This is a genomic window from Vibrio fortis, assembly GCF_000695685.1.
GTDB classification, from domain to species: domain Bacteria; phylum Pseudomonadota; class Gammaproteobacteria; order Enterobacterales; family Vibrionaceae; genus Vibrio; species Vibrio fortis_A.
The window spans coordinates 95,776-118,367 of the sequence record NZ_JFFR01000027.1; the positions used below are offsets into that span (position 1 = coordinate 95,776).

The window sequence follows — 22,592 nt, forward strand, 5'->3', positions numbered from 1 at the left end:
TCAGTATGGGGTAGGGTTAGTTTATGGTGAACGATTAGGTTAATTCTCATGCCCTAATATGCTTGAATCACTGTGCTTCGAGTTGGGCTGAAAGAGCAGTATAGAAAAGTCTAAAAGAATGTAAATGTTTAAAATTCATGTGGTTATGCTCGAACTCTTATTAGAAATAGACTTGGTTATAAAACAGTGTGCTCGTCGTTTATTTTTTTGAAGGCTTTGTTGGTAGGTTGCAGCGCTTACTTAATCAACTAGGAACTCTTTATGAAAATTCAATTCTTGCTTGCTGCAAGCTTGCTATCACTCAATGTTCACGCTTCTGATTCACCGTTTTATCTAGGCGTTGGTGTGGGAGAGACAGATTTCGATGATGGCGGGTGGGCTGAAAAAGAGTCGGACCCAATTTGGTCGGACACTGACGGTCAGACATATAAAGTGTATGGCGGCTTTAAATTAAATCAAAATATCGGCTTTGAAGGGCAGTATACCAATTATGCTGATACGGTTTACCGATCGCCAAAGCATGCAGGAAAGGTAACTGCTACACTCGCAAGTTATTCATTGGCAGCTAATGTAGGTTATCAGTTCAATATTGGTATTCGACCATTTGTCATTGTAGGTCTAGGTATGGTGGACCTACAAGCCACGTCACCTGGCGGCGGTTCGAATGACGAACAGGAAGCATTAATGAGATTAGGTGCTGGTGTTGAATACACTCACCCCGCTTTACGCCAAGTGACTTTTAGACTCGCTTATGAAAAGGATGAGTTTGATATTACATACCGTGGAGTGACTGAGTCATACAGTGTGGCGAGTGCTTACCTTGGCGCAAGCTTTAACTTCTAAGAGAGTATATTGAGACTATGAACAACAGGGTGTGGCGCTTATCTGTGATTAGCGCATTAAGTTTATTGTCGTTTGGTCTATCTGCTTCGTCGTTAAACGTTAAGTTGATTAATGATGAGAACAGGTTGGATTTAAACATCGAAGTTCATCAAATGAATACTTGGCAGGCTACGGCAAAAGGCGACTGTACTTATTACAGTAAAGTAACCGAAAACTACTCTGATCGAGATAAAACGTTTGCTAGCGGCTATCTCTTACAAGCAAGGTTGAGCTGCGTGCATGGCGAGCATAATAGTGATTATTATTTGTTACCCGAATTGTTTCTCAGCAAAAACGGAAAAGCGGCTGTCTCATTTGGAGATGATGACAGCGTGACTTTTCATTATGAAGTGAGTTTGTCGTGATGGCTTCTAATAGGCGCACAACGACATACTGTTCTTAATCATGGTATTTATTGCAGGGACGAGCTCATTTTGGCTCAAGGACGAGTGACTATATTTCAAATCATCCAGATCACCAAGATCAAAAATTTGCGCATTCAAACTGTAATGGTTTGCGTACGTTGTCGACTCATCAAACTGAATCAACAGAGAGACTGGGCATTCAGTCTGCAATAGCTCATTTGCGTAAATAGCATTGTTTAAAATCTGCAAAGCCAAGAGGTACTCCGACTCATCATTGACGTAAAGCGTCTTATTGTTGTTGGTTAACTTTTCAAAATGCTGCTGATCTAAATTACTTCTGTCCTTGGCGTGTATCATTGAACAATAAGCAGTAACGGCGAGTAAGCCGAATGCCATCAACAAGCCTAGCACCTGAAGAAAACCAGACCCTTGAGAATGAGTTAGGTAGCAATTGTGGCTATCTATTTTTGAACCTATTTGTGTAGAACGCATTAACCCAAGCAAAAACTGAGTGAAGTTACTTTGGTTTTGCACAGGCAAACGAACGGATGCGTTTTGAGTCGTAGAGACCTGATGTGGGTTCTCATTAGTGACAATGTCACACTGTGCTTGTATTAGTTCTTTTTGATGCTTTGTATTTGTATCTTCTGTATTGAATTTTTTTAACAAAGTGGGGTGCTTGGGTTCAGTAATGCAAAAACGGTAACCGACTTTATTCACAGTTAGCACTTCAACACCTTCCGCTCTCAAACGTAGCAGTGTTTGCCTGATGTTTGAGATGACATTTGTTAAGGCTTGATCTGAAACGATACAACCTGTCCAACATTGTGCGAACAGTTCATCTCTAGACACAGCAAGCCCATCATTTTTAATTAGCACTTGAAGCACGTCATAAGCAAGAGGGCGCAGCGTGACTTGTTTTCCATTTTGATTGGCGATGGTTTTGTTCTTGGTGTTAATAACCAAGTTAGAGATGATCTGTATGTGCTTCATAGTGTTTGCGCTTCAATTTGTGTTAGGTGGTTTTGTGTCCAATCTTTTTTCTTGGCGCTAATTATGCCTTGCGAAGATAAACCGAATGTAAACGGATGTAAGTGGTGTTGATTTGATTTTATTTTTGTTTAGACGTGTGTGTGATTGGTGTGTGAAGATGTTATTTCTTTAAAAATCAGTGCTTTATGTCGTTTGGTTCTTATCGTTATAAAGTCATGATGGTTTTGTTTATTTTTTCCGACTCTGAAAGATTAACTTAAATGGCAGTTCGACATAGATAGAACCTATTGAGTTTTACCTTAACTACGGGTGGTGGTTTAGGGTTTGGTATTTGTTGGCTCGAAAAGCTGACATTGAAGTAAGAGTTGGTAGAACAAATGAAAGTTAATGTTATTTTATACGCAGTCTTGGCATCTTTAAGTCTGGGCAATAGTGCAGTAGCTGCAGAGCGAGGTTACTATTTTGGTGGTGGAGTAGGCTCAGCGAGTATTGATGATGGTGGGATGAATGACTATCGTTCAACACCAACAACTATGAAGGCAGACGACAACAGTTTTCATCTTATGGGCGGTTATAAGTTTAACCGTGTCGCATCTTTAGAGCTGCAGTATACGAACTATGGAGACGTCAAAACTAAAGTTGCGGGAAAAAATGTAATGACTTGGTCTCCCACAGCAATCAGTCTATCTGGAAATATTGGTTATACGTTTAACAATGGATTTCGCCCATACGGTATCATTGGGTTGAGCTACATCGATCTAGACATGAAGCTACACCCAGAATTGCATCAGATGATGGTTCAAAAAAATGCAAAAGTTAACGACTCGGGCGATGCTCTACGCATTGGTTTAGGTATTGAATACACACCTAAAGTCGTTGAAGGTGTCAGTTTCCGTGCTGGTTATGAGTCTGATATCTTCGACTTCAAGCACTTTGATACACAAACGTATTCCGTGACATTGGGCTCTTTCTTTGTGGCTGGTACCTATCACTTTTAATCGCTGAACCTATGTTAAGCCTCGTTGGGGAACAGGCTAGCCGCGAGCTCTATCGCGGCTTTTTCGTATCTGGCATTGAGCAATTAAAACGATCGGATATGTGCAGTCACGCTCACTACACCATGGTCAGTGCTAAATTGGTCGACTTCAAAGCTAGGGTTAATCAGATGCTGGTCTTGCACCTGATAGTTGGTTATCTCCATGATGCTAGAAGAGTTTTGGCAATCAAATTCATTAGAAAGCAGGATGTAGTCGAGCACCGAACCACTCGCACCATAATAGTGAGTCGGTGGACGCTGAACCAATAGATCTTCCTGATGAAGCTGATGATAGAGCTCCCAGCTATCGCGTAAGCGAAAGTACTTTAACCAGTGTTTGCTCTCTTCATTTCTATTGAGTGAATCGTTGAGTAACCCTTTAAACTCATCGCTGGTGAGTGGTTTATTGAAATCCCCCATTAACACAACAGGGCGCTCGGATTGATGACGCTGTCGTGTGATGTACTCGTGCAATACTTGTACTTCTAACCCTCTCTGTACGCTTGAAAGCCACCACCCAAGCCCCTCTTGGTGGAATTGAGTCAAGGTTTCGCTATGAACTGGTGTTTTCAAGGACGCGTTTTGTAGCTCTGTATCTGAGCTCTTAGCCTGAATAGGGCGCTGAGATTTAAAATGGACCACATAACAATCCGTTAAGCCAAGATGAGGGAGTTCAATCGTTGCGTGGACAGGCAAGCGATTAAATCTAAATTCCTTTAAAAGCTCTATATTGAACTGCTTTTGAAATTGCAAAGATAGGGAAACTGCGCGAGTTTCCTTGATCGGATAACGTGATGCAATGGCGACAACGGGATCTCTAAACAGGTAATCACTCTCGACATTGGGTTTATCGACAACACTAAAAAAAGGGTAGCCGAGCTCCTTGACTAGTGCCTCAAGCGAAGCCGGGCTGAACACCTCTTGAAAGCCAATAATGTCACTGTCGGCCTCTTTAATGGCATTTTTTATCCATCCTTGTTTCTTAGACCACTCCTCAAAGCTATAGATATTCTCAAAATCATAGTAAGCGTTGGGTGACTCAAGGTAGTTGAAAAGGTTGAATGTCGTAATAGTTAGGTGACTCGGTGTGTTCAAAGCAGGTTCCTGAAAGTCAGACGCTGTAACAAAGCGTGATTACTCTATTCAGTATACGTCATCTCGTTTTGAGGTATTGCTGTATGTGGGATTATTTTTATCGAGCAAAATGCAGCACGTTATCCATTTTACCATCGATATCGAGGCAGCAATGGTGAGTGTCATTTGATGCCGAGCGAGTTTTTGCTCTGGCGAGCTGGGCTCGGGTTCGCTTTAAAACTTGTTCTAGAGTGAGATCCGAATCAGGAACGTAACTACTTGCTCCCGCTGTGAGTGTGACTGGGATTTCAGAAGCATTATCAAACAGCTCAACCAGTCGGCTAAACACGTTACGTGCTTCGTTGAGGGAAGTGTTGGGCAAGAGGATGAAAAATTCATCATCGTCACGGGCAATGATTTCGGTTTTTCTTAGCTGTTCAGTGCAAACAGAAGCGAATTGTTGTAGTACAGCGTCTCCAACTTGAAATCCATACTTATGGTTGATGGTATTGAGTTGATTAATATCGAAATGAACAACAGTTAAAGACTGATCTGTTCGATCGCATAATGCAACTGCTCGGTCGAGCTCCTCTAGAAAAACGGCATAGCTGTATACGTTGGTCAGTTCGTCTTTAAAGCTGGTGGCTTGGCGTAGTTGTTCTAGCTGATGGTTGAGTTCCACGTCTCGCAAAATGTGCTCATTGACTGTGAGCCATTTTTCAAAATCCCTAATTAGCCTCGCCGAGTCAATGTGGAGGGTATGAATTGTACGTTTAAGTTGGGACAGCAAATTGGCTTTTACCGCTAGGCCACATAACAGGAATTCGGCCACCGTAACATGGTGAGCATTTAACTCAGTGACAAGACGAACATGATAATTGAAGTTTTTTTGAGTGTAACTGCACGTTAACCAGGTCTGTATATGATGCTTAATAGCGTTGCAAAGAGGACCATACGACAGACAGCTGTGCAATTCTGGGTGGGAAAATCGGGTTTTAGTCCTCAATTGATCTAGGTATCTATCTGAGATTTCTGAGTAATTTATGCTCAATTGAGTTAGATGATGAGAGAGAGTTTGAACTTGTTCGGTGGTTAAGTTGACTAACTCAAAGTAACGCTCGATGCTGCGCTGATTGATTGTCATTCCTTCCCGCTTTAGGTTCATATTACCCTCTAAGTGCATTTGTGTACGGTAAAATTAGAATAGTATTCGGAAGAGGAAGAGTAAAGGAAACGCAGAGAAATAAAATCAATCACTTACATAATTTGAACTCCCTTACATTTTAAGAGAAAAGAAATGTAAGCGCAGGTAGCGTTTTTACTAGGGTAGGGTTCTTTAGGGTTTTACTCGAGAAAAGTCTGTTTCGACGCACTAAGTGTTTTATTAGTTATTACATGGCGTTAGATTTTTCTCTATACTTATTTTTATTATCGTGTGTCCAACTTGTGGCGTATTCAATCACACTATTTATTTTATCATTTGCAGGGAGAGTCAAATGGGAACAGATTGCCGAGTTAATCCAATTAAACGGTCAACATTTTTTCGCTTAACCCAGCGCTCACGCGCACTAGCACTGCCTCTCATGGCGCTCTTACCTATCTCTTCATTTGCTTCTGAAGATGGCGTTCAAGTCATCGAAACGACTCAGTTAGTTGGGTTTGGTGAAGCGAAGTATCCAGCTGATTTCAAACACTTCGATTATGTAAACCCAGATGCGCCTAAGCAAGGTAAAATTACCTATGGGGCTATCGGTACGTTCGACAGTTTTAACCGCTTTGGATCGCGTGGTGTATCAGCAAGTTACAGTGGTGAACTTTACGATACCTTGATGTTTTCACCATCGGATGAAATAGATGCGTATTACCCGCTTATCGCTTCAAAGGTGCGCTACGCCAGTGACTTTTCATGGCTAGAAATAGACATCAATCCGAACGCGCGTTTTCATGACGGCAAACCAATTACTGCGCACGATGTCGCGTTTACTTTCGATAAGTTTTCAGAAGAGGGTGTTCCTCAATATCGCGTTTACTACAAAGACATTAAATCCGTTACCGCTGTTTCTGATTTAGTAGTTCGTATTGAGATGGAAACGCCAAATCGTGAGAAGTTGTTCAGTTTTGCGCAAAGCACTCGTGTGTTACCAAAGCATTACTGGCAAGACAAGAAGCTCTCTGAACCTTTGAGTGAACCACCTGTAGGCAGTGGCCCTTATAAAGTGATCAATTACAAGTCTGGCCAAAGTGTCACTTACGGATTAGATGAGAATTACTGGGCCGCAGAGTTACCGGTTAACGTGGGTCGCAACAACTTCGAGCGTGTCCAATACGATTACTATCGTGACGATACGGTAATGCTAGAAGCCTTTAAAGCGGGTGAATTTGATTTTCGTATGGAGAACTCAGCTAAGTTTTGGGCAAACTCTTACACAGGTAGCAACTTCGACAAGGGTTACATTGTAAAAGAAGAGATCGCTCATGAGCGTCCAGAATCGGCGCAAGGCTTTGTGTTCAACACTCAATCAGAGGTGTTTAAAGATCCTAAGGTTCGTGAGGCATTAACTTATGCTATGGACTTTGAGTGGATGAACAAGAACATGTTCTACAACCAATACGACCGTACGCGCAGCTATTTCCAAAACACTGAATACGAAGCAACAGGCTTGCCGTCTGATGCAGAAGTGGCGGTACTTTCTGAGTTTAAAGATCAGATCCCACCCCGTTTGTTTACTGAAGAGTTCCAACCACCTGTCACTGATGGTAGTGGCCGTATTCGTACTCAAATGAGAACAGCCTTTAAGCTTCTTAAAGAGGCGGGTTGGGTGCTGAAAAATAAAGTGATGACCAACGAGAAAACGGGGCAGACGCTCTCTTTCGAATTGCTTATCTATAGCCCGACGACTGAACGTATTTCTATTCCACTTCAGAAAAACCTGAAACGAATGGGTATCGATATGAAGATCCGAACGGTTGATACGACCCAATACATCAAGCGCTTACGTGATCGTGATTTCGATATGGTCTCTTCGGCATATTCAGCGAACGCTTACCCAAGCCCGAACTTGATGATTGCGTGGAACTCGAACTACATTGATTCGACTTACAATACGGCTGGTGTTATCGATCCGGTTATCGACTCTTTGACTGAACAAATATCTAAGAGCCAACAAGATCCTGAAAAACTGCTTACGTTAGGTCGAGCACTTGACCGCGTACTACAGTGGAATTTCTACACCATTCCTCAGTGGCACTTGGGCAAGTACCGTGTTGCGATGTGGGATAAGTTTGAGCGCCCTGATACCTTGCCAAAATATGACCTTGGTGTTGATACGTGGTGGATTTCGCAAGATAAAGCGAAGCTACTGCCTGAAAAACGTCGTTAGGGAATCTCATGGCTGCGTATATATTTAGACGTTTATTGTTGGTGATCCCCACATTGTGGGCGATCATCACCATTAACTTTTTTATCATCCAGATTGCTCCCGGTGGCCCAGTAGAACAAGCTGTAGCTCAGTTGGAAGGCCACAACTCTGGCATCATGGAGCGCTTCTCTGGCGGTGGCCAAGAAGTCGACTTGAGCGATTCAGAACAAGCTTCTTCGAGTGGCTACAAGGGCTCACGCGGTTTAGACCCCGAAGTCGTTGAAGAGATTAAAAAGCAGTTTGGTTTCGACAAGCCGATTCATGTCCGCTATTTCGATATGTTGAAAAACTACGCCACCTTTAACTTTGGCGAAAGCCTATTTAAAGGAGGCAACGTTATCGATTTGATTGTCGAGCGTCTGCCTGTCTCTATTTCATTAGGGCTGTGGAGTACGTTGATCATCTACATCATCTCGATTCCGCTGGGTATTATGAAAGCCATCCATCATGGCTCGCGGTTTGATATCTGGTCGAGTGCGGTGGTGATTGTCGGCTATGCGGTTCCGGGTTTCTTATTTGCCATCATTCTGATCATCCTTTTCGCAAGCGGTAACTACTTTAGTTGGTTCCCATTGCGTGGATTGGTCTCCAGCAATTTTGACCAGCTCAATTGGTATCAGCAAATCATCGACTATTTCTGGCACTTGGCGTTACCAATCTTTGCGATGGTAATTGGCGGTTTCGCAACACTAAGTATGCTGACCAAGAACTCTTTCCTTGATGAGATAAACAAGCAATACGTTGTCACGGCTCGCGCCAAAGGTCTCGATGAAAACAGCATCCTCTACCGACATGTTTTCCGTAATGCGATGCTCATTATTATCGCTGGTTTCCCGAGTGCGTTTATTAGTATCTTCTTTACTGGCTCAATGCTGATAGAGGTAATGTTTTCTCTAGAGGGGATAGGGCTGCTTGGTTTCGAGTCGACCATTCAACGAGACTACCCTGTTGTGTTTAGCTCTCTCTATATTATGACCCTGCTTGGGCTCGTACTCAGCATTATCTCCGATCTTACCTATACCTGGGTTGATCCTCGAATCGACTTTGAAGCGCGTTAATGGTGAATTCTAAATGAAGTTTAAAAATCCTTTAGCAGAAGCAAGATGGTTAAGGTTTAAAGCCAACAAGCGCGGTTTTATCTCTTTATGGATCTTTTCCATTCTGTTTGTGTTGAGCTTGTTTGCAGAGATTATCGCTAACGATAAACCGCTATTAGTTTCGTACGACGACCAATGGTTCTTTCCGGTTGCGACTGAATATGCAGAAACAGAGTTCGGTGGTGAGTTCGAAACCGAAGCGGATTACAAAGACCCTTATGTCATAGAACTGATTGAAGAGAAAGGCTACATGATCTGGCCTGTGATTCGCTTTAGCTACGACACTATTAATTTTGAAATTTCTGGGGCGGTCCCATCTCAGCCAGATTCAGTTAACTGGTTGGGGACGGATGATAAAGGACGCGACGTATTAGCGCGGATCATTTACGGTTTTAGAATCTCGGTGTTGTTTGGTTTTGTACTTACTATAGTGTCGAGTGCTATCGGTGTAGCTGTTGGTGCGACTCAGGGTTACTACGGTGGCTGGGTTGACCTGTTTGGGCAGCGCTTTATTGAAGTCTGGTCGGGGATGCCGACACTGTTCTTACTGATCATCCTTTCAAGCTTTATTGAGCCTAACTTCTGGTGGTTGCTCGGCATTATGGTGCTGTTTAGCTGGATGAGTTTAGTTGGGATTGTGCGAGCGGAGTTCTTACGTTGCCGTAATTTTGATTATGTTAGAGCAGCTCAAGCTATGGGCGTGGAAGATAAGCGAATCATGCTGCGTCATATGTTACCCAATGCGATGGTAGCATCGTTAACCATGATGCCATTCATTTTATCTGGGTCGGTGACTACACTGACGTCACTTGATTTCCTAGGTTTTGGTCTGCCTGCAGGGTCACCTTCTTTGGGTGAGCTGCTTGCTCAGGGCAAGGCTAACCTCCAAGCGCCGTGGCTTGGTATTTCCGCGTTTGTTGTACTATCGCTGATGCTGACACTGTTAGTGTTTGTTGGTGAAGCGGTTCGCGACGCATTTGACCCACATCAGCAGAGGTAACAATGAATAATACTGTTCTGACTATTGAAAACCTCTCTGTTGGTTTCGGTCGTAAAAATGCCATTGAACAAGTCACTCACAATGTCTCCTTGTCGATAAATAAAGGGGAAACATTAGCCTTGGTAGGCGAAAGTGGTTCTGGAAAATCGGTGACTGCTAACTCAGTATTGAAGCTACTACCAAAAGGTTCATCTCACTATCTAACTGGGCGTGTGAACTTTTCTGGCACCGATATCCTTAGCTGTTCTGAACGTCAGCTGAGAGGTATTCGTGGTGGTCGCATTGGCATGATCTTCCAAGAGCCTATGGTGTCACTGAACCCACTGCATAAAGTGGGTAAACAGCTGGTGGAGACTCTAGCGATTCACCGTGGAATGCGAACCAATAAAGCGCAAGCCTTAGCTGTTGAATGGCTTTCTAAGGTTGGTATTCGTAACCCAGAACAGAAGATAAACGCATACCCTCATGAACTCTCAGGCGGTGAACGTCAAAGGGTAATGATTGCGATGGCTCTGATTAATGAGCCTGAGTTGCTAATTGCTGACGAACCAACGACAGCACTGGATGTCTCTGTACAAGCTCAGATACTAGACTTGCTCAAAGACCTTCAACAAGAGCTTGGTATGGCGATGCTGTTTATTACTCACGATTTGAGTATCGTACGCAAAATTGCTGACCGTGTTGCTGTTATGAAAGATGGTGAGTTAGTTGAAGAAGGTGAATGCGTTTCGCTGTTTAGTACACCAAAGCATCCTTATACCAAAAAGCTGATTGATTCTGATCCTAAAGGTTTACCTGTCCCTGTTACAGCTGATGCAAGTTCACTACTTAATGTTGAACAGCTCAAAGTGTGGTTTCCAATCACAGGTGGTTTGTTTAAACGCACCATCTCACACGTGAAGGCGGTAACCGATATGCAGTTTGACCTAAAGCAAGGGCACTCAATCGGTTTGGTTGGAGAGAGTGGCTCGGGTAAGTCGACGACAGGTATGGCGATTCTGAAGCTGGTCGAAAGTGAAGGTTCAATTCAATACGATGGCAATCAAATCCAAGGGTTGAATCGTCAAGAGATGTTGCCGTATCGAAGTCGAATGCAGGTAGTGTTTCAAGATCCGTTCTCAGCACTGAATCCACGAATGTCGGTCGCGCAAGTAATAGGTGAGGGCTTACGAGTGCATCAAGAGCTGGATGAAGCTGAACTTGACCAGCGCATTTGTGAGGTAATGAAGGAAGTCGATTTAGACCCTGAAACACGTCATCGTTACCCGAATGAATTCTCGGGTGGGCAGAGGCAGCGTATCGCGATCGCACGAGCCTTGGTACTCAAACCAGAGTTTATTTTGCTGGACGAGCCGACTTCTTCTTTGGATAGAACGGTTCAAGCGCAAGTATTGGAGCTTCTGAAATCGCTACAGGAAAAGTATCAGCTGACTTATCTTTTTATCAGTCATGATTTGAACGTAGTCAAATCACTTTGTCACTATACCATTGTGATGAAGGCGGGAGAGGTGATTGAAAAGGGCGAGACAGAACGGCTTTTTTCTAACCCTCGACATGAATACACCCAGCAATTGGTTTCTTTGTCTAATGTAGGCTCTTAAACACAACTCATTTGTCGCTTTTGTCCATTAAGCCCGATATTTAAGATATCGGGCTTTTTCGTTTCTTCATTTCCAACACTTTCAATTACTTAGTTCACCGACTCACTAACTGAAAACCAACCAAGCTGACGGATACATAAGCTAGTTTTGTAGCTGACTGCGCAATTCTCAAATTCTTTGTTTGTAGCTAAACAAAATGCAAACGTTTGGTTTGAGTTTTTGATCTAGTATAAGTGATTGATTTAATGTATTTTTACTCCTGTTTTTATTGCGCCATTTGTAACCTTTTGTACACGAATGTAACCATTTGACTACTTTTTATCATTAATTATATTGATGCTCAGTTGTTATAAATGGAGTTTGGCTAAATAAAATGGTTGCATATTTATTGAAGCGTTTCGCGTTAGTTGTACCGACGTTTCTAGGGATCACAATACTCATCTTCGCGATTACCCGCTTTGTGCCGGGTGGTCCGGTGGAGCGCATGCTAGCAAATATGCAGCCGCAAGGTGATGGTGCTTCGGCGAGCGCTGTAGTGGGCCAAAACTCCGCACTTTCAGAAGAACAGTTGGCAGACTTAAATAAGTTTTACGGTTTAGATAAACCCGTAACAGAAGCTTACCTAGATTGGCTGTCACGCTTGGTTCAATTCGACTTAGGTGAATCGACTCGTTACTACGAGCCAGTTACTGAGATGATCTTTGAGCGACTGCCAGTGTCTGCAATGTATGGCGGCATCACTTTCTTTATCAGTTACTTCATTTCGATCCCGCTTGGCTATTACAAGGCCTTGAAGCACGGCAGCGTTTTTGACTCCGCTTCGTCAATCATGATTTTTGTTGGATACGCATTACCAGGTTACGTAGTGGGTGTTCTGCTTATCACTTTGTTTAGCTACCACTTAGAGTGGTTCCCGATGGGTGGGTTTGTCGACGATGATTTTGATGATTTCACCACATTGTCAGAGCAGGTGACAGACATCCTCTGGCATGCAGTGCTGCCTCTAATTTGTTACTTAATTGGCGATTTCGCCACATTAACCATGACCATGAAAAATAACCTGATGGAGAACCTGTCATCGGATTACATTCGAACCGCGATTGCTAAAGGTCTGCCATTTAGACAAGCCATTCGTAAGCATGCGCTTCGCAATAGCTTGATTCCGATTGCGAGCCACTTTGGTAACTCACTACTGTTTTTCATGACTGGCTCATTCTTGATTGAAGTGATCTTCGATATCAATGGCATCGGTCTGCTAGGTTACGAATCTATTGTAGAGCGAGATTATCCCGTGGTGATGGGTATTGTTGCGATTAACGCATTGGTACTGCTACTTGGCAATATTTTATCTGATGTGTGCGTTGCGCTTGTCGATCCTCGTGTGAAGTTTGGAGCGTAATCATGTCTCGACTAAATCTATTCACTATCAATCCGTTAACCAGAAAACAGATAAAGCGCTTCAAAGAGATCAAGCGTGGCTACTGGTCACTTATGTTGTTGTCGACACTATTGATTTTGTCTCTGTGTGCAGAAGTGCTGATTAATAGCAAAGCGCTGGTTGTGCGTTACCAAGGCGAGTACTTCTTCCCAATTTTTTCCGATGTGTATTCAGGCAGCACTTTTGGCTTGGACTATGCGGCAGAAACTAACTATCGCGACCTGCAGCAGAACTTTGAATATGAGAACAATGGCGACTTCGTGTTATTGCCATTGGTTCCTTGGAATGCATTTGAACAGGACTTTTCAGGCAACTTTCCGCCTAATGCTCCGGATTTTGAATCGCAACATTACCTAGGTACCGACGTTATTGGTCGCGATATTCTTGCCCGTTTGGTCTACGGCTTTCGAACTGCGATGGGCTTTGCTTTGCTGACAATGAGCATCGCCTACGTCATTGGTGTCACGGTTGGCTGTGCAATGGGATTCTTCGGCGGGAAATTCGATTTAGTGGTGCAAAGGCTGATTGAAACGTGGTCAATGGTGCCGTTCCTCTACGTAATTATGATTTTGGTTTCCATAGCGCAACCCACCTTTATGCTGTTCGTCCTGATCAACGTGGCATTCAGCTGGATGGGTATTACCTGGTACATGCGAACCATGACATACAAGGAGTCAGCGCGAGAATATGTGTTGGCTGCCAAAGCTTTAGGTGCTTCCACTGCAAGGATCATTTTCCACCATATCTTGCCCAATACCATGGTGATGATAGTGACGCTAGCACCTTTCACTATTGCTGCGAACATTACTGCTCTGACGGCGTTAGATTATCTGGGTCTTGGCCTTGTTCCGCCAACACCTAGTTGGGGAGAGCTGTTACAGCAAGGGAAGTCGAACTTGGATTCACCTTGGATTGTTGTGTCTGTGGTAACAGCGATTGTTTCTGTGTTGGTCATGGTGACCTTCATTGGTGAGGCCATTCGTACCGCTTTCGACCCGAAAAAATACACTCTATATAGATAGAAACAAGGAAGTAATCATGTATAGATTTGCACTTATTTCACTGCTGTTCAGTGGTTTGGCTCAGGCAGCCACACTACCGAGCGACCTGCAATGGCAGAGCAACTGGCAAGACCCTGTTTTTGCGTCGGACGAGGCTAAACGTGGCGGAACTCTGCGTAGTTACATGTTGAGCTTTCCACAAACTCTTCGCTCTGTCGGCCCTGATGCGAACTCGGGTATTCGCTTTTACATTATGGATGGCACGCCAAAGCTTGCTCAGCGTCACCCAAATACGGGCAAGTGGATCCCTCAACTTGCTGATGAGTGGGCGTTTTCGGATGACTACAAAACGGCTTACTTTAAGTTGAATCCAAAAGCCAAATGGTCTGATGGTGAAGCGGTAACGGCAGATGATTACCTGTTCATGCTGACGTACTACCGTTCTAAGGACATTATCGATCCTTGGTACAACGACTTCTTCAGAAACAGTATCGAAAGTGTCGAGAAGTTCGATGACTACACCATCTCTATCACTGTCTCTGAGCCAAAGAGTAATGATGAGCTGATGGTGCTACTCAATACACCAAGTCACGGCTTGCAGCCACGTCCGCAACACTATTTTGCCAATATTAATGATCAAAACGGCGATGGTATGGACGATAACTTTGTTCGTAAATATAACTTCAAAGCTGAACCAACGACGTCGCCTTACTACATATCTAAGATCAACAAAGGTCGTAGTATTACCTTTAAACACGTTGGTGACGATTGGTGGGGATACGACAACAAGTATTACCAGAACCGCTTTAATGTGGACAAATTACGTATCAAAGTAATTCGCGATTCGGATATTGCACGTAAACACTTTGAGAAGGGTAAATTAGATACCTTTGCGATGGTTCTTCCGCAAATGTGGCATGAGAAGACAGACTCAGAACCTTTCACAAAAGGCTACATTCAAAAGTTTTGGGGTTTTAATCAAACACCACAAGGTGCGGGTGGCTTGTGGATGAATACCTCAATGCCGTTGCTGAATGATATCAACGTCCGTAAAGGGATCACTTTCGCCACCGACTTCGACGGTATGATCAAGAACGTACTTCGCGGTGACTACTCACGCAAGCCTCATGCTATGGGCTTTGGTCACGGTGATTACGACCTACCAGATGCGAAAGCGCCTGCCTTTGAACCAGAGCTGGCTATTGGTTATTTCGAAGCTGCTGGCTTTACCAACATTGGACCTGATGGTATTCGAGTCAATAAAAACGGTGAGCGTCTCAGCTTTAAGATTACTTATGGTTACAACATCTGGACTCCTCGTATTGCGTATCTCAAAGAGCAAGCCAAGCTAGCGGGTTTAGAGCTTAACCTGAACCTTGTAGATGGCTCAGCGGCATTTAAATACATCCTAGAGAAAAAGCATCAACTTGCATTTCTGAATATGGGTGGTGGTGAGCTTCCGGCATACAAAGAGTATTTTCACTCGAGTAATGCAAACCGAGTACAGACCAACAATCACACTAACTACAGTTCGCCAGAGTTGGACCGCAAGATTGAAGCATTCAAATCTGAATTTGATGCTGACAAAAAACATCAACTTTCTAAAGAGATCCAAAAAGCAATCTCAAATGCTTACGTAATTGTACCAGGCTACATGGTGCCTTATACACGCGATGCACACTGGCGTTGGGTTAAGTTTCCAAATAACCCGATGACGAAGAAAACCGGTGCGATGTTCAACATTCTAGGCACCAGTAACTTCTGGATTGATACCGAATTAAAACAACAAACTCAGTTGGCTTACAAAGAGGGCGAAACGTTCGAACCTGTCACTGTGATTGACGACCGTTACAGGCTATAGGGCGCAATATTAAATGAAGCAACAAACAGTACTAAAAGTACGCGATTTAGAGGTGGAATTCAGCACCGATGAAGGCGCAGTCAAGATCCTAAAAGGTGTCTCATTTGACGTTAAAGCAGGTAGAACCTTGGGCTTAGTGGGTGAATCGGGCAGCGGTAAAAGCGTAACATCAATGTCGATTATGGGGCTGTTACCTAAGCCATACGGGCAGGTAACAGCGGGTGAGATTTGGTATCGCGAGACGGATCTGACCAAGATGGCGGAGCAGGATTTGTACCAAATGCGTGGCAACCGCATCTCTATTATCTTCCAAGACCCAATGACGGCGCTGAATCCAGTTCAAACCGTTGGTAATCAATTAGTGGAAGTACTTGATCTACACCATCGCCAGATGTCTAAGGCTGAAAAGGTGGACTACGCAATCGGCTTACTAGAAAAAGTAAAAATTCCGATGCCTGAGCTTAGGTTTCAAGAGTACCCACATAACCTTTCTGGCGGTATGAGACAGCGAGTAATGATCGCAATGGCACTGGCTTGTAAGCCGGATGTGCTTATCTGTGATGAACCAACCACAGCGTTAGATGTGACAGTACAAGCCTCGATCCTCAAACTCATGAAAGAGCTTCAGGAAGAGACGGGCATGGCGATGATTTTCATTACCCATGACTTAGGTGTGGTTGCTGAGATCTGTGATGACGTTGCGGTGATGTATGACGGACGAATTGTTGAAAACGCAGATGTTTTTGAGCTTTTTGATTACCCGAAACACCCTTATACCAAGAGATTGCTTGGCCTGATTCCCGGCTTAGATTCAGAACCCAAGCAAGCAATACAGATTGACCCTATTGATCTGTCACTTTTTCCTGAATACCAAGGGGCATCGTAATGGCAGAAATACTTAGAATCGAAGGGTTAAAACAGTATTACCTAACGGGTAAGGGTGTCTTCAAAAAAGGTTATGTAATCAAAGCCGTCGATGGCGTTTCGTTCAGCTTAGAACAAGGTCAAACCTTAGGGCTGGTGGGCGAGTCTGGATGCGGTAAAAGCACTCTTGGGCGTACCATTCTCAAGTTGTATGAACCGACGGAAGGAAAGATCTTCTTCGAGGGTAAAGAGATCACGTCTTTGAACTCAAAGCAGATGAGACCGCTTCGCCGTGAAATGCAGATTGTCTTTCAAGATCCATTAGAGTCTTTGAATCAGAGACATACAGTAGGTGGCATCCTCGAAGAACCTTATAAGATTCATGGTATTGGCACTCCAGCCGAGCGAAAACAATGGGTATTGGAACTACTCGACAAGATAGGTTTGCCGCACACGGCGATAAACCGCTATCCCCATGAGTTTTCCGGTGGCCAAAGACAGCGCATTGGCATTGCTAGAGCCATTGCGTTGAAACCGAAACTACTTATTTGTGATGAGTCAGTATCGGCGTTGGATGTATCAGTACAAGCTCAGATATTGAATTTACTCCTCAAGATACAAAAGGAGATGAATCTATCCATCATATTTATCTCACACGATTTATCGGTGGTTAAACATATTTCAGACCACGTAGCGGTAATGAAAAAAGGGAAAATTGTCGAAATGGGAACCGCAAAAGAGGTGTATTCATCACCAAAGAATGAATATACCAAGGAGTTATTATCCGCGATTCCTATTACGCATCCTTCACAAAGAATAAAAAACAAAACAACTCAGGCGGCGAATAACTATTAAAAAGAGAGACGGATTTAAATAGCAGAAGGACAGTATGAATAAAACAAAAGTATTGCCAATTCTATTGTTGGCAACGCCCTCGCTTGTGCTCGCAAACAACTTGCAGGATGAGTGGGTCGAGGGCGATGAAAAGAGTGCATGGTCAGGTTATGTGAGTGCCGATTACTCGCGTAATGGTTACGAAGACAGTGCTTATCTAGCAAGTCGTGTCGCTTCAGCAACGGGTGTTTTGCGTTATGCCGTTACTGAAAAGTCTCGATTGCAACTCGTGGTATCTGGATATCACCAACAAGACGGTGATGTTTATGGTACTCGCGGCCAGTTCTGGAATGACACTTCTTTGTCTTGGGCTCGTAACGGACTATTTAATCCGACGGAAGGCTCCTCGGTAAGCGGTGAAATTAGGGCGATATTTCCCACTTCAGACACTTCAAAAAGAGAGGACCTGCAGTTTGGAACACGTGTGAAACTTCGTTGGAGTGCGACATTTGATGAGGTGCTAGATGGGCTAACACTGAGCAATACGCTACTGCTAAGAAAGAACTTTCATGAATATAAAACAGCTGGTGGGCATCAACTGATTGAGTATCGCTTGAGCAATCAAGTTTCCATGGATTATGCATTTGCAGACGACTTTTATTTAAATATTTTCTTTATGCCGAGGCAGTCATGGAATTATCTGGGTAACTCACTTGATCCGACCCTTTTACATGGAGAAGAAATTGGTTACCAAATGACGGAGAGCATTTCGATGTCAGTTGGTATGACAAACAGTGTGGGTTATTACAACCCAGATAGAGGACAAAACCCGCTTAATGATCTGATTGACTTAAAAAAGATGACCTATTACGCAGTGGTTAATTATCAGTTCTAGCGAGAGAGCAAATTAATAAAAAGACATCGTTATTTAATAAACGATATAACTATAAATACAGGGACATTATGTTTAGAAAAGCAATAATTGCAGCGAGTATCGCAGCTGTACTCAGTGGGTGTGGGGCCGAGGATCGTGCCTATGACACAGTCGAAAGATCCGCAAAAGAGTTGACCGTTCAATCTCTAGATACGGAATCATTGTGGATGTACATGCCTTCAACGGGTGAAGCTCCACGTTACGCGTTAACGCAGCGTGGTTTTTTCCAGGGCGACCCGAAATTAGTTAAGCTACGTTTTGACGAAACCAATGGTATATACGTTGAAGCGCTAGACCGCGATAAAGTTGATTCTCTAGAACCTAGCCGTTGGGACTCTGAAATCAACCGTATACCGGTACTGAAAATTCCAGGTGAATTCAGACAATACCGCTGTGCTGAAAATGCCTATGGCGAATGTGTCAATAAAGAAGAGATCAACAAGGATGAGAGCGTCGACTGGACAACCGCGACACACTTCATTCCTGATTACGAAAACATCGAATCACTATCAGAAGATACGCTAAGTACATGGTACACGGCTAGCAACGTATCAGAGAGCGCTGATCCACGTGTTATCTCATATGAATACAACCCAGAAGAGGGTGTGATTAATGTTGAGGTAGAGCGTACATTCACAGCTGACCCAGAAGATCAGTATGAGTTTGGTGGTCTAGAAAACTTGTCATTCAAGACTCGCTTTTTCTACTCTCTAGTTAAATTAGATAAGCTAGCGAGCTCAAACTACGAGCCAGTTTATTATCAGGGCCAAGACAGCGCGTACTACGGCTTTTTTAATGACAGCAAAGCGGTGAAAACGCACACAGGCGAAAGTGATGTTCAAGGTTCGCGCTTCGCTTACATCAATCGTTTTAACCCGAATCTGGAGTCGATCGATTACTACCTAAGCGATAGCTATTTTAAAGAGGGTAACGAAGTTTACCGTCAACTGACTATCGATACGATGAAAGAGGTCAACGAGTCACTTGAAGGCACCGGTGTTCCGCCAATCAAGATTGTGAATACCGATGAAAAAGCGGGTATTCAATCTGGTGACTTACGTTACAACGTTTTCAATCTGATTGATGAGCCGGTAGATAATGGCTTGTTGGGTTATGGCCCATCGGCAACTAACCCGCTAACGGGCGAGATCATTCATGCTCATGTTAACCAGTACTTAGGCGTTATTCGTACTACCACTCGTCGTTATTGGGATGACTTGGCGATGCGCTATAACCGTCAAGAAATCGCCAAGCTTGCACCGAAAGTGGAGAGTGAATCCGATAGTGGTGAAGCTGATGGTGATGCAGCACCTGTAGTTGCTGAGCGCACTGACGTTGATGTGTTTAATGACATGATCGCGGCTGACCGAGGCCCAGACCAATTCGTTCCACAAGTTACTGAAGGCGAGATGGAATTTGTTGGTCAAGGCAAGTTCATTAACGAACTACCAAAAGCTGATTTAAACCATCAATTTGATGTAACCAACCAAGATGCAGCGCTAAAAGCGTTTTATAAACGTCAAGATATGCTGAAACGTTTCTCTGAGCAGAACGTCTACAGTGAAGACGCAATGTGGCTAAGTACTAATGCGAAAGGTCTGATCGCTGGTATTGACTACGCTGATGGTGGTTATTTTGCTGATGCTGAACAAAACACCATGAAAAAATGGAATGAGTTGAGCTTAGAGCAGCAGAAGCTCGCAAGTGAAGCGATCTCTGAGCATATGTTTAAGTCGACTTTGATTCATGAGCTAGGCCATAACTTAGGTTTACGTCATAACTTCATGGGCTCAGTGGATAAGACGCACTTCTACACTACCGAAGAGTTGGCACAAAGTAGCCTGGGTCACCAAGGCAAACCTGCAGCATACAGCTCGATCATGGACTATGGTGCATCGATTTTTGATGAGTTGTTGGTCTTTGGTAAATACGATAAGGCTGCACTTAAGTTCGCTTACGCTCGTGAGATTGAAACCAACGAATTTGTTGGCGAATCAGTCCGTGATAAGACGGGCGCTCAAGTTCGTAAGACATACTCATTGGCAGAATACGACCGCCAGATGACCGAGGATTACAATGCGTATCCTACCGGCGTTATTGCTCACTTGCGTGCTAACGCAGGTACTGATGGTATCCCAGAGTTAGCGAGCTACCGCTTCTGTACCGATGAGCACACGACGACAAGTTTAACTTGTGATCGTTTTGATGAAGGTACATCGCTAACTGAGATTACAGAGTTCCGTATTCAGCGTTACTATGATAGCTATGAAACGGCGAACCGCCGAAATGGTCGTGATTGGTTCTCTCAATATCACCAATATGAATACTTCTGGCAACGTATGTATGAATTCCAGAAGATACGTGACATTGTAGAAAACGTCGGTGAAATCGATTTTATTTTCGCACGTTACATCGGTGCTGATACTACCAATAACAAAGGGCAGGTGTTTGAAGAGATCGCAGAGAACAACTGTTTAGATTGGCGTGGTAACCCAGTACCACTTGACAACATGTCTGCAGGTTTACGTCCTATTTGTGATACGTACAATGCCGCAAATCTAGCAGCTGACTTCTTCTTAGATGTACTCACAGCGCCAGATAAAGTATGTGAGTTGGAAGAGCTAAGTGGTGTTGAGGGTGTGCCGAACCGTTATCGCTTTGCAAAACTGTCTGATCTTTGGCTAACGTACCAAAGTGGTATGTCTCTGAACCGAGACGTTCCAACGAGCTGTTTCGATGAGGAGCTTGTTCAGCTGCTGAAGAACCAAGCTAATGAGATTGTGATGCGCTCTGAGACGCGTGATGGTCATATTTGGTCAAGCCTGAAGGCTAACAACCCGTACCAAACTGCGTCTAATTCAGTTGATCTACTGGGTGTGTGGCCAGACAAACTGCTTGCTGCGCAAATGCTGGTTCGTCGCGACTCACCATACATCGCAACAGAAAACTCAAGTCTAGCGTTGATTGATCTGTCAGATAAGATAACCAAGTTGTACACACACCTGTCAGATTTAGCTGGCCGACCTGAAGCGCGTCAAGCGATCTTCGTTGATGGCAATGGTGATTATGTTGAAACCGTACTTCGTTACCAGCCGAGTATGACTCAAACGATTGAAGCGGTACCTTCATACCTATGGCCAATGAAGCGTTACTTTGTGTTGGGAGGACAAGATGCCTTTGAATATTGGACTGAAGGTGCAACACAAGACACTGTGGTTCCTTACTTTGGTACGCTGTTAGCAAATTTATCTAAGTATAACCGTGCGAATGAATATGGCCTTGGTGATTCTGTTCGTGGTCTAAGTGATTCAATCGCGATTAACTTAGCTAACAGTTCAACCGCTGACCCAGACGGTATTAACTTTACTTGGAAAGGGGTGAACTACTCGCTGAACTCACGTAACTCACTTGCGAATGCTGTCGCTTCACGCGCCTTGTACCAAGATGATCAAAAAGCCCGTGTTGAGAAGCTAAACGGCTTGCCATATCGAGTTCGAAATGCGCTGTCTGTATTCAGAAACACACGTGACCGTAATGAAGCTCGTATTATTGCGATAGGTGACAAAGATGCGTTGGTTGCGCTTCGTGATACGACTGGTTTCGCACGCTGGACAATGTTCGACAGAATGTTCGAAGAGTACGAAGAAGATGGCAACAAGTGTCTACGCTTTAAAGTGGATGGTGAGTCTGATGAAGATCACATGAAGCGCAAGTGTAACTCTCTAGCTCGCCTGCAAACCGCTCAAAACAGTGCGATTGGCAAGTTTGAGGATGACGAGCTAGACAATATGTTTGATGTGGCACAGATCTTTGGTGACCAAATTGCGGATAACAACACAAGTTCTCTCAATGCTGCTCACAAAGAAGTATACGACTACGACCCAGAAGAACTAAGACTTTGGAGTTCGAACGAGTATGTGACATACCGCCGTGCTTTCGAACAGTTTCCTCGTTACACAAAGTAATTAGGATGCAATAAACTAAGTCGTTAATTGAAGCCGGTTATTCTTTCTAGTCTAACCGGCTTTTTTATTGATCAAATTAATGCGTTACATTGAATTTTTAGCTGCATTATCTGTTATTTATATGTTATATAGATATATCTATCATTTTTATGAAACCAAATTAATTTTAAAAAATCACAGCTATGTAAGACGAATGTGCTGAATTCAAAATCAAGGAAGCGGTTCACA

General features: G+C 43.7%; 17 protein-coding genes. 14 read left to right on the forward strand and 3 right to left on the reverse strand.

Annotated features, from left to right (window positions below; translation table 11 throughout):
• Positions 1 to 261 precede the first annotated feature (261 nt).
• Positions 262 to 843 carry an outer membrane beta-barrel protein gene (locus VFDL14_RS06495; RefSeq protein WP_050487452.1) on the forward strand — a complete coding sequence of 194 codons (582 nt, stop codon included), beginning with the start codon at positions 262 to 264 and terminating at the stop codon, positions 841 to 843.
• Between the two features lie 44 nt (positions 844 to 887).
• The gene (locus VFDL14_RS06490; RefSeq protein ID WP_152549266.1) at positions 888 to 1,247 is read left to right on the forward strand and encodes a hypothetical protein; all 360 of its coding nucleotides are present in this window, start codon (positions 888 to 890) and stop codon (positions 1,245 to 1,247) included.
• A gap of 6 nt (positions 1,248 to 1,253) precedes the next feature.
• Here the strand turns inward: VFDL14_RS06490 and VFDL14_RS23680 are convergent, their stop codons facing one another.
• A complete protein-coding gene (locus VFDL14_RS23680) occupies positions 1,254 to 2,240 on the reverse strand; it encodes a winged helix-turn-helix domain-containing protein (protein ID WP_050487453.1) in 987 nt (328 codons plus the stop codon).
• Positions 2,241 to 2,617: 377 nt separating this feature from the next.
• Between VFDL14_RS23680 and VFDL14_RS06485 the strand changes: the two genes are divergently transcribed.
• The gene (locus VFDL14_RS06485) at positions 2,618 to 3,238 is read left to right on the forward strand and encodes a porin family protein (protein ID WP_032552363.1); all 621 of its coding nucleotides are present in this window, start codon (positions 2,618 to 2,620) and stop codon (positions 3,236 to 3,238) included.
• An 83-nt stretch (positions 3,239 to 3,321) separates the two neighbouring features.
• On the opposite strand, the gene VFDL14_RS06480 is transcribed toward VFDL14_RS06485, so the two are convergent.
• Positions 3,322 to 4,371: an endonuclease/exonuclease/phosphatase family protein gene (locus tag VFDL14_RS06480; RefSeq protein ID WP_032552364.1), complete on the reverse strand. Its 1,050-nt coding sequence runs from the start codon at positions 4,369 to 4,371 to the stop codon at positions 3,322 to 3,324.
• 97 nt (positions 4,372 to 4,468) lie between these two features.
• Complete coding sequence (locus VFDL14_RS24570; protein ID WP_235201765.1) at positions 4,469 to 5,032, reverse strand: GGDEF domain-containing protein; 564 nt, start codon at positions 5,030 to 5,032, stop codon at positions 4,469 to 4,471.
• An 814-nt stretch (positions 5,033 to 5,846) separates the two neighbouring features.
• On the opposite strand from VFDL14_RS24570, the gene VFDL14_RS06470 reads away from it, so the two are divergent.
• The 11 genes from VFDL14_RS06470 (at position 5,847) to VFDL14_RS06425 (ending at position 22,364) form a co-directional block, all read left to right on the forward strand.
• The gene (locus VFDL14_RS06470; RefSeq protein WP_032552366.1) at positions 5,847 to 7,730 is read left to right on the forward strand and encodes an extracellular solute-binding protein; all 1,884 of its coding nucleotides are present in this window, start codon (positions 5,847 to 5,849) and stop codon (positions 7,728 to 7,730) included.
• Between the two features lie 8 nt (positions 7,731 to 7,738).
• A complete protein-coding gene (locus VFDL14_RS06465; RefSeq protein WP_032552367.1) occupies positions 7,739 to 8,827 on the forward strand; it encodes a microcin C ABC transporter permease YejB in 1,089 nt (362 codons plus the stop codon).
• A gap of 13 nt (positions 8,828 to 8,840) precedes the next feature.
• Positions 8,841 to 9,866 (forward strand): ABC transporter permease, encoded by a 1,026-nt coding sequence (locus VFDL14_RS06460; protein WP_032552369.1) that lies wholly within the window; start codon positions 8,841 to 8,843, stop codon positions 9,864 to 9,866.
• 2 nt (positions 9,867 to 9,868) lie between these two features.
• Positions 9,869 to 11,467, forward strand: a complete 1,599-nt coding sequence (yejF, locus tag VFDL14_RS0123355) for a microcin C ABC transporter ATP-binding protein YejF (protein ID WP_032552371.1) — start codon at positions 9,869 to 9,871, stop codon at positions 11,465 to 11,467.
• A gap of 373 nt (positions 11,468 to 11,840) precedes the next feature.
• Positions 11,841 to 12,866: an ABC transporter permease subunit gene (locus VFDL14_RS06455; RefSeq protein ID WP_032552373.1), complete on the forward strand. Its 1,026-nt coding sequence runs from the start codon at positions 11,841 to 11,843 to the stop codon at positions 12,864 to 12,866.
• Between the two features lie 2 nt (positions 12,867 to 12,868).
• The gene (locus VFDL14_RS06450) at positions 12,869 to 13,927 is read left to right on the forward strand and encodes an ABC transporter permease (RefSeq protein WP_032552374.1); all 1,059 of its coding nucleotides are present in this window, start codon (positions 12,869 to 12,871) and stop codon (positions 13,925 to 13,927) included.
• Between the two features lie 16 nt (positions 13,928 to 13,943).
• On the forward strand, positions 13,944 to 15,767 hold the full coding sequence (locus VFDL14_RS06445) for an extracellular solute-binding protein (protein ID WP_032552375.1): 1,824 nt from the start codon (positions 13,944 to 13,946) through the stop codon (positions 15,765 to 15,767).
• A 13-nt stretch (positions 15,768 to 15,780) separates the two neighbouring features.
• Complete coding sequence (locus VFDL14_RS06440; RefSeq protein ID WP_050487454.1) at positions 15,781 to 16,653, forward strand: ABC transporter ATP-binding protein; 873 nt, start codon at positions 15,781 to 15,783, stop codon at positions 16,651 to 16,653.
• The gene (locus VFDL14_RS06435) at positions 16,653 to 17,486 is read left to right on the forward strand and encodes an ABC transporter ATP-binding protein (RefSeq protein ID WP_084181896.1); all 834 of its coding nucleotides are present in this window, start codon (positions 16,653 to 16,655) and stop codon (positions 17,484 to 17,486) included. Before VFDL14_RS06440 ends, VFDL14_RS06435 begins: the two co-directional genes overlap by 1 nt.
• A gap of 34 nt (positions 17,487 to 17,520) precedes the next feature.
• Positions 17,521 to 18,360: a hypothetical protein gene (locus tag VFDL14_RS06430; RefSeq protein WP_032552377.1), complete on the forward strand. Its 840-nt coding sequence runs from the start codon at positions 17,521 to 17,523 to the stop codon at positions 18,358 to 18,360.
• 68 nt (positions 18,361 to 18,428) lie between these two features.
• Positions 18,429 to 22,364 carry a zinc-dependent metalloprotease gene (locus VFDL14_RS06425; RefSeq protein WP_032552378.1) on the forward strand — a complete coding sequence of 1,312 codons (3,936 nt, stop codon included), beginning with the start codon at positions 18,429 to 18,431 and terminating at the stop codon, positions 22,362 to 22,364.
• Positions 22,365 to 22,592: the final 228 nt, after the last annotated feature.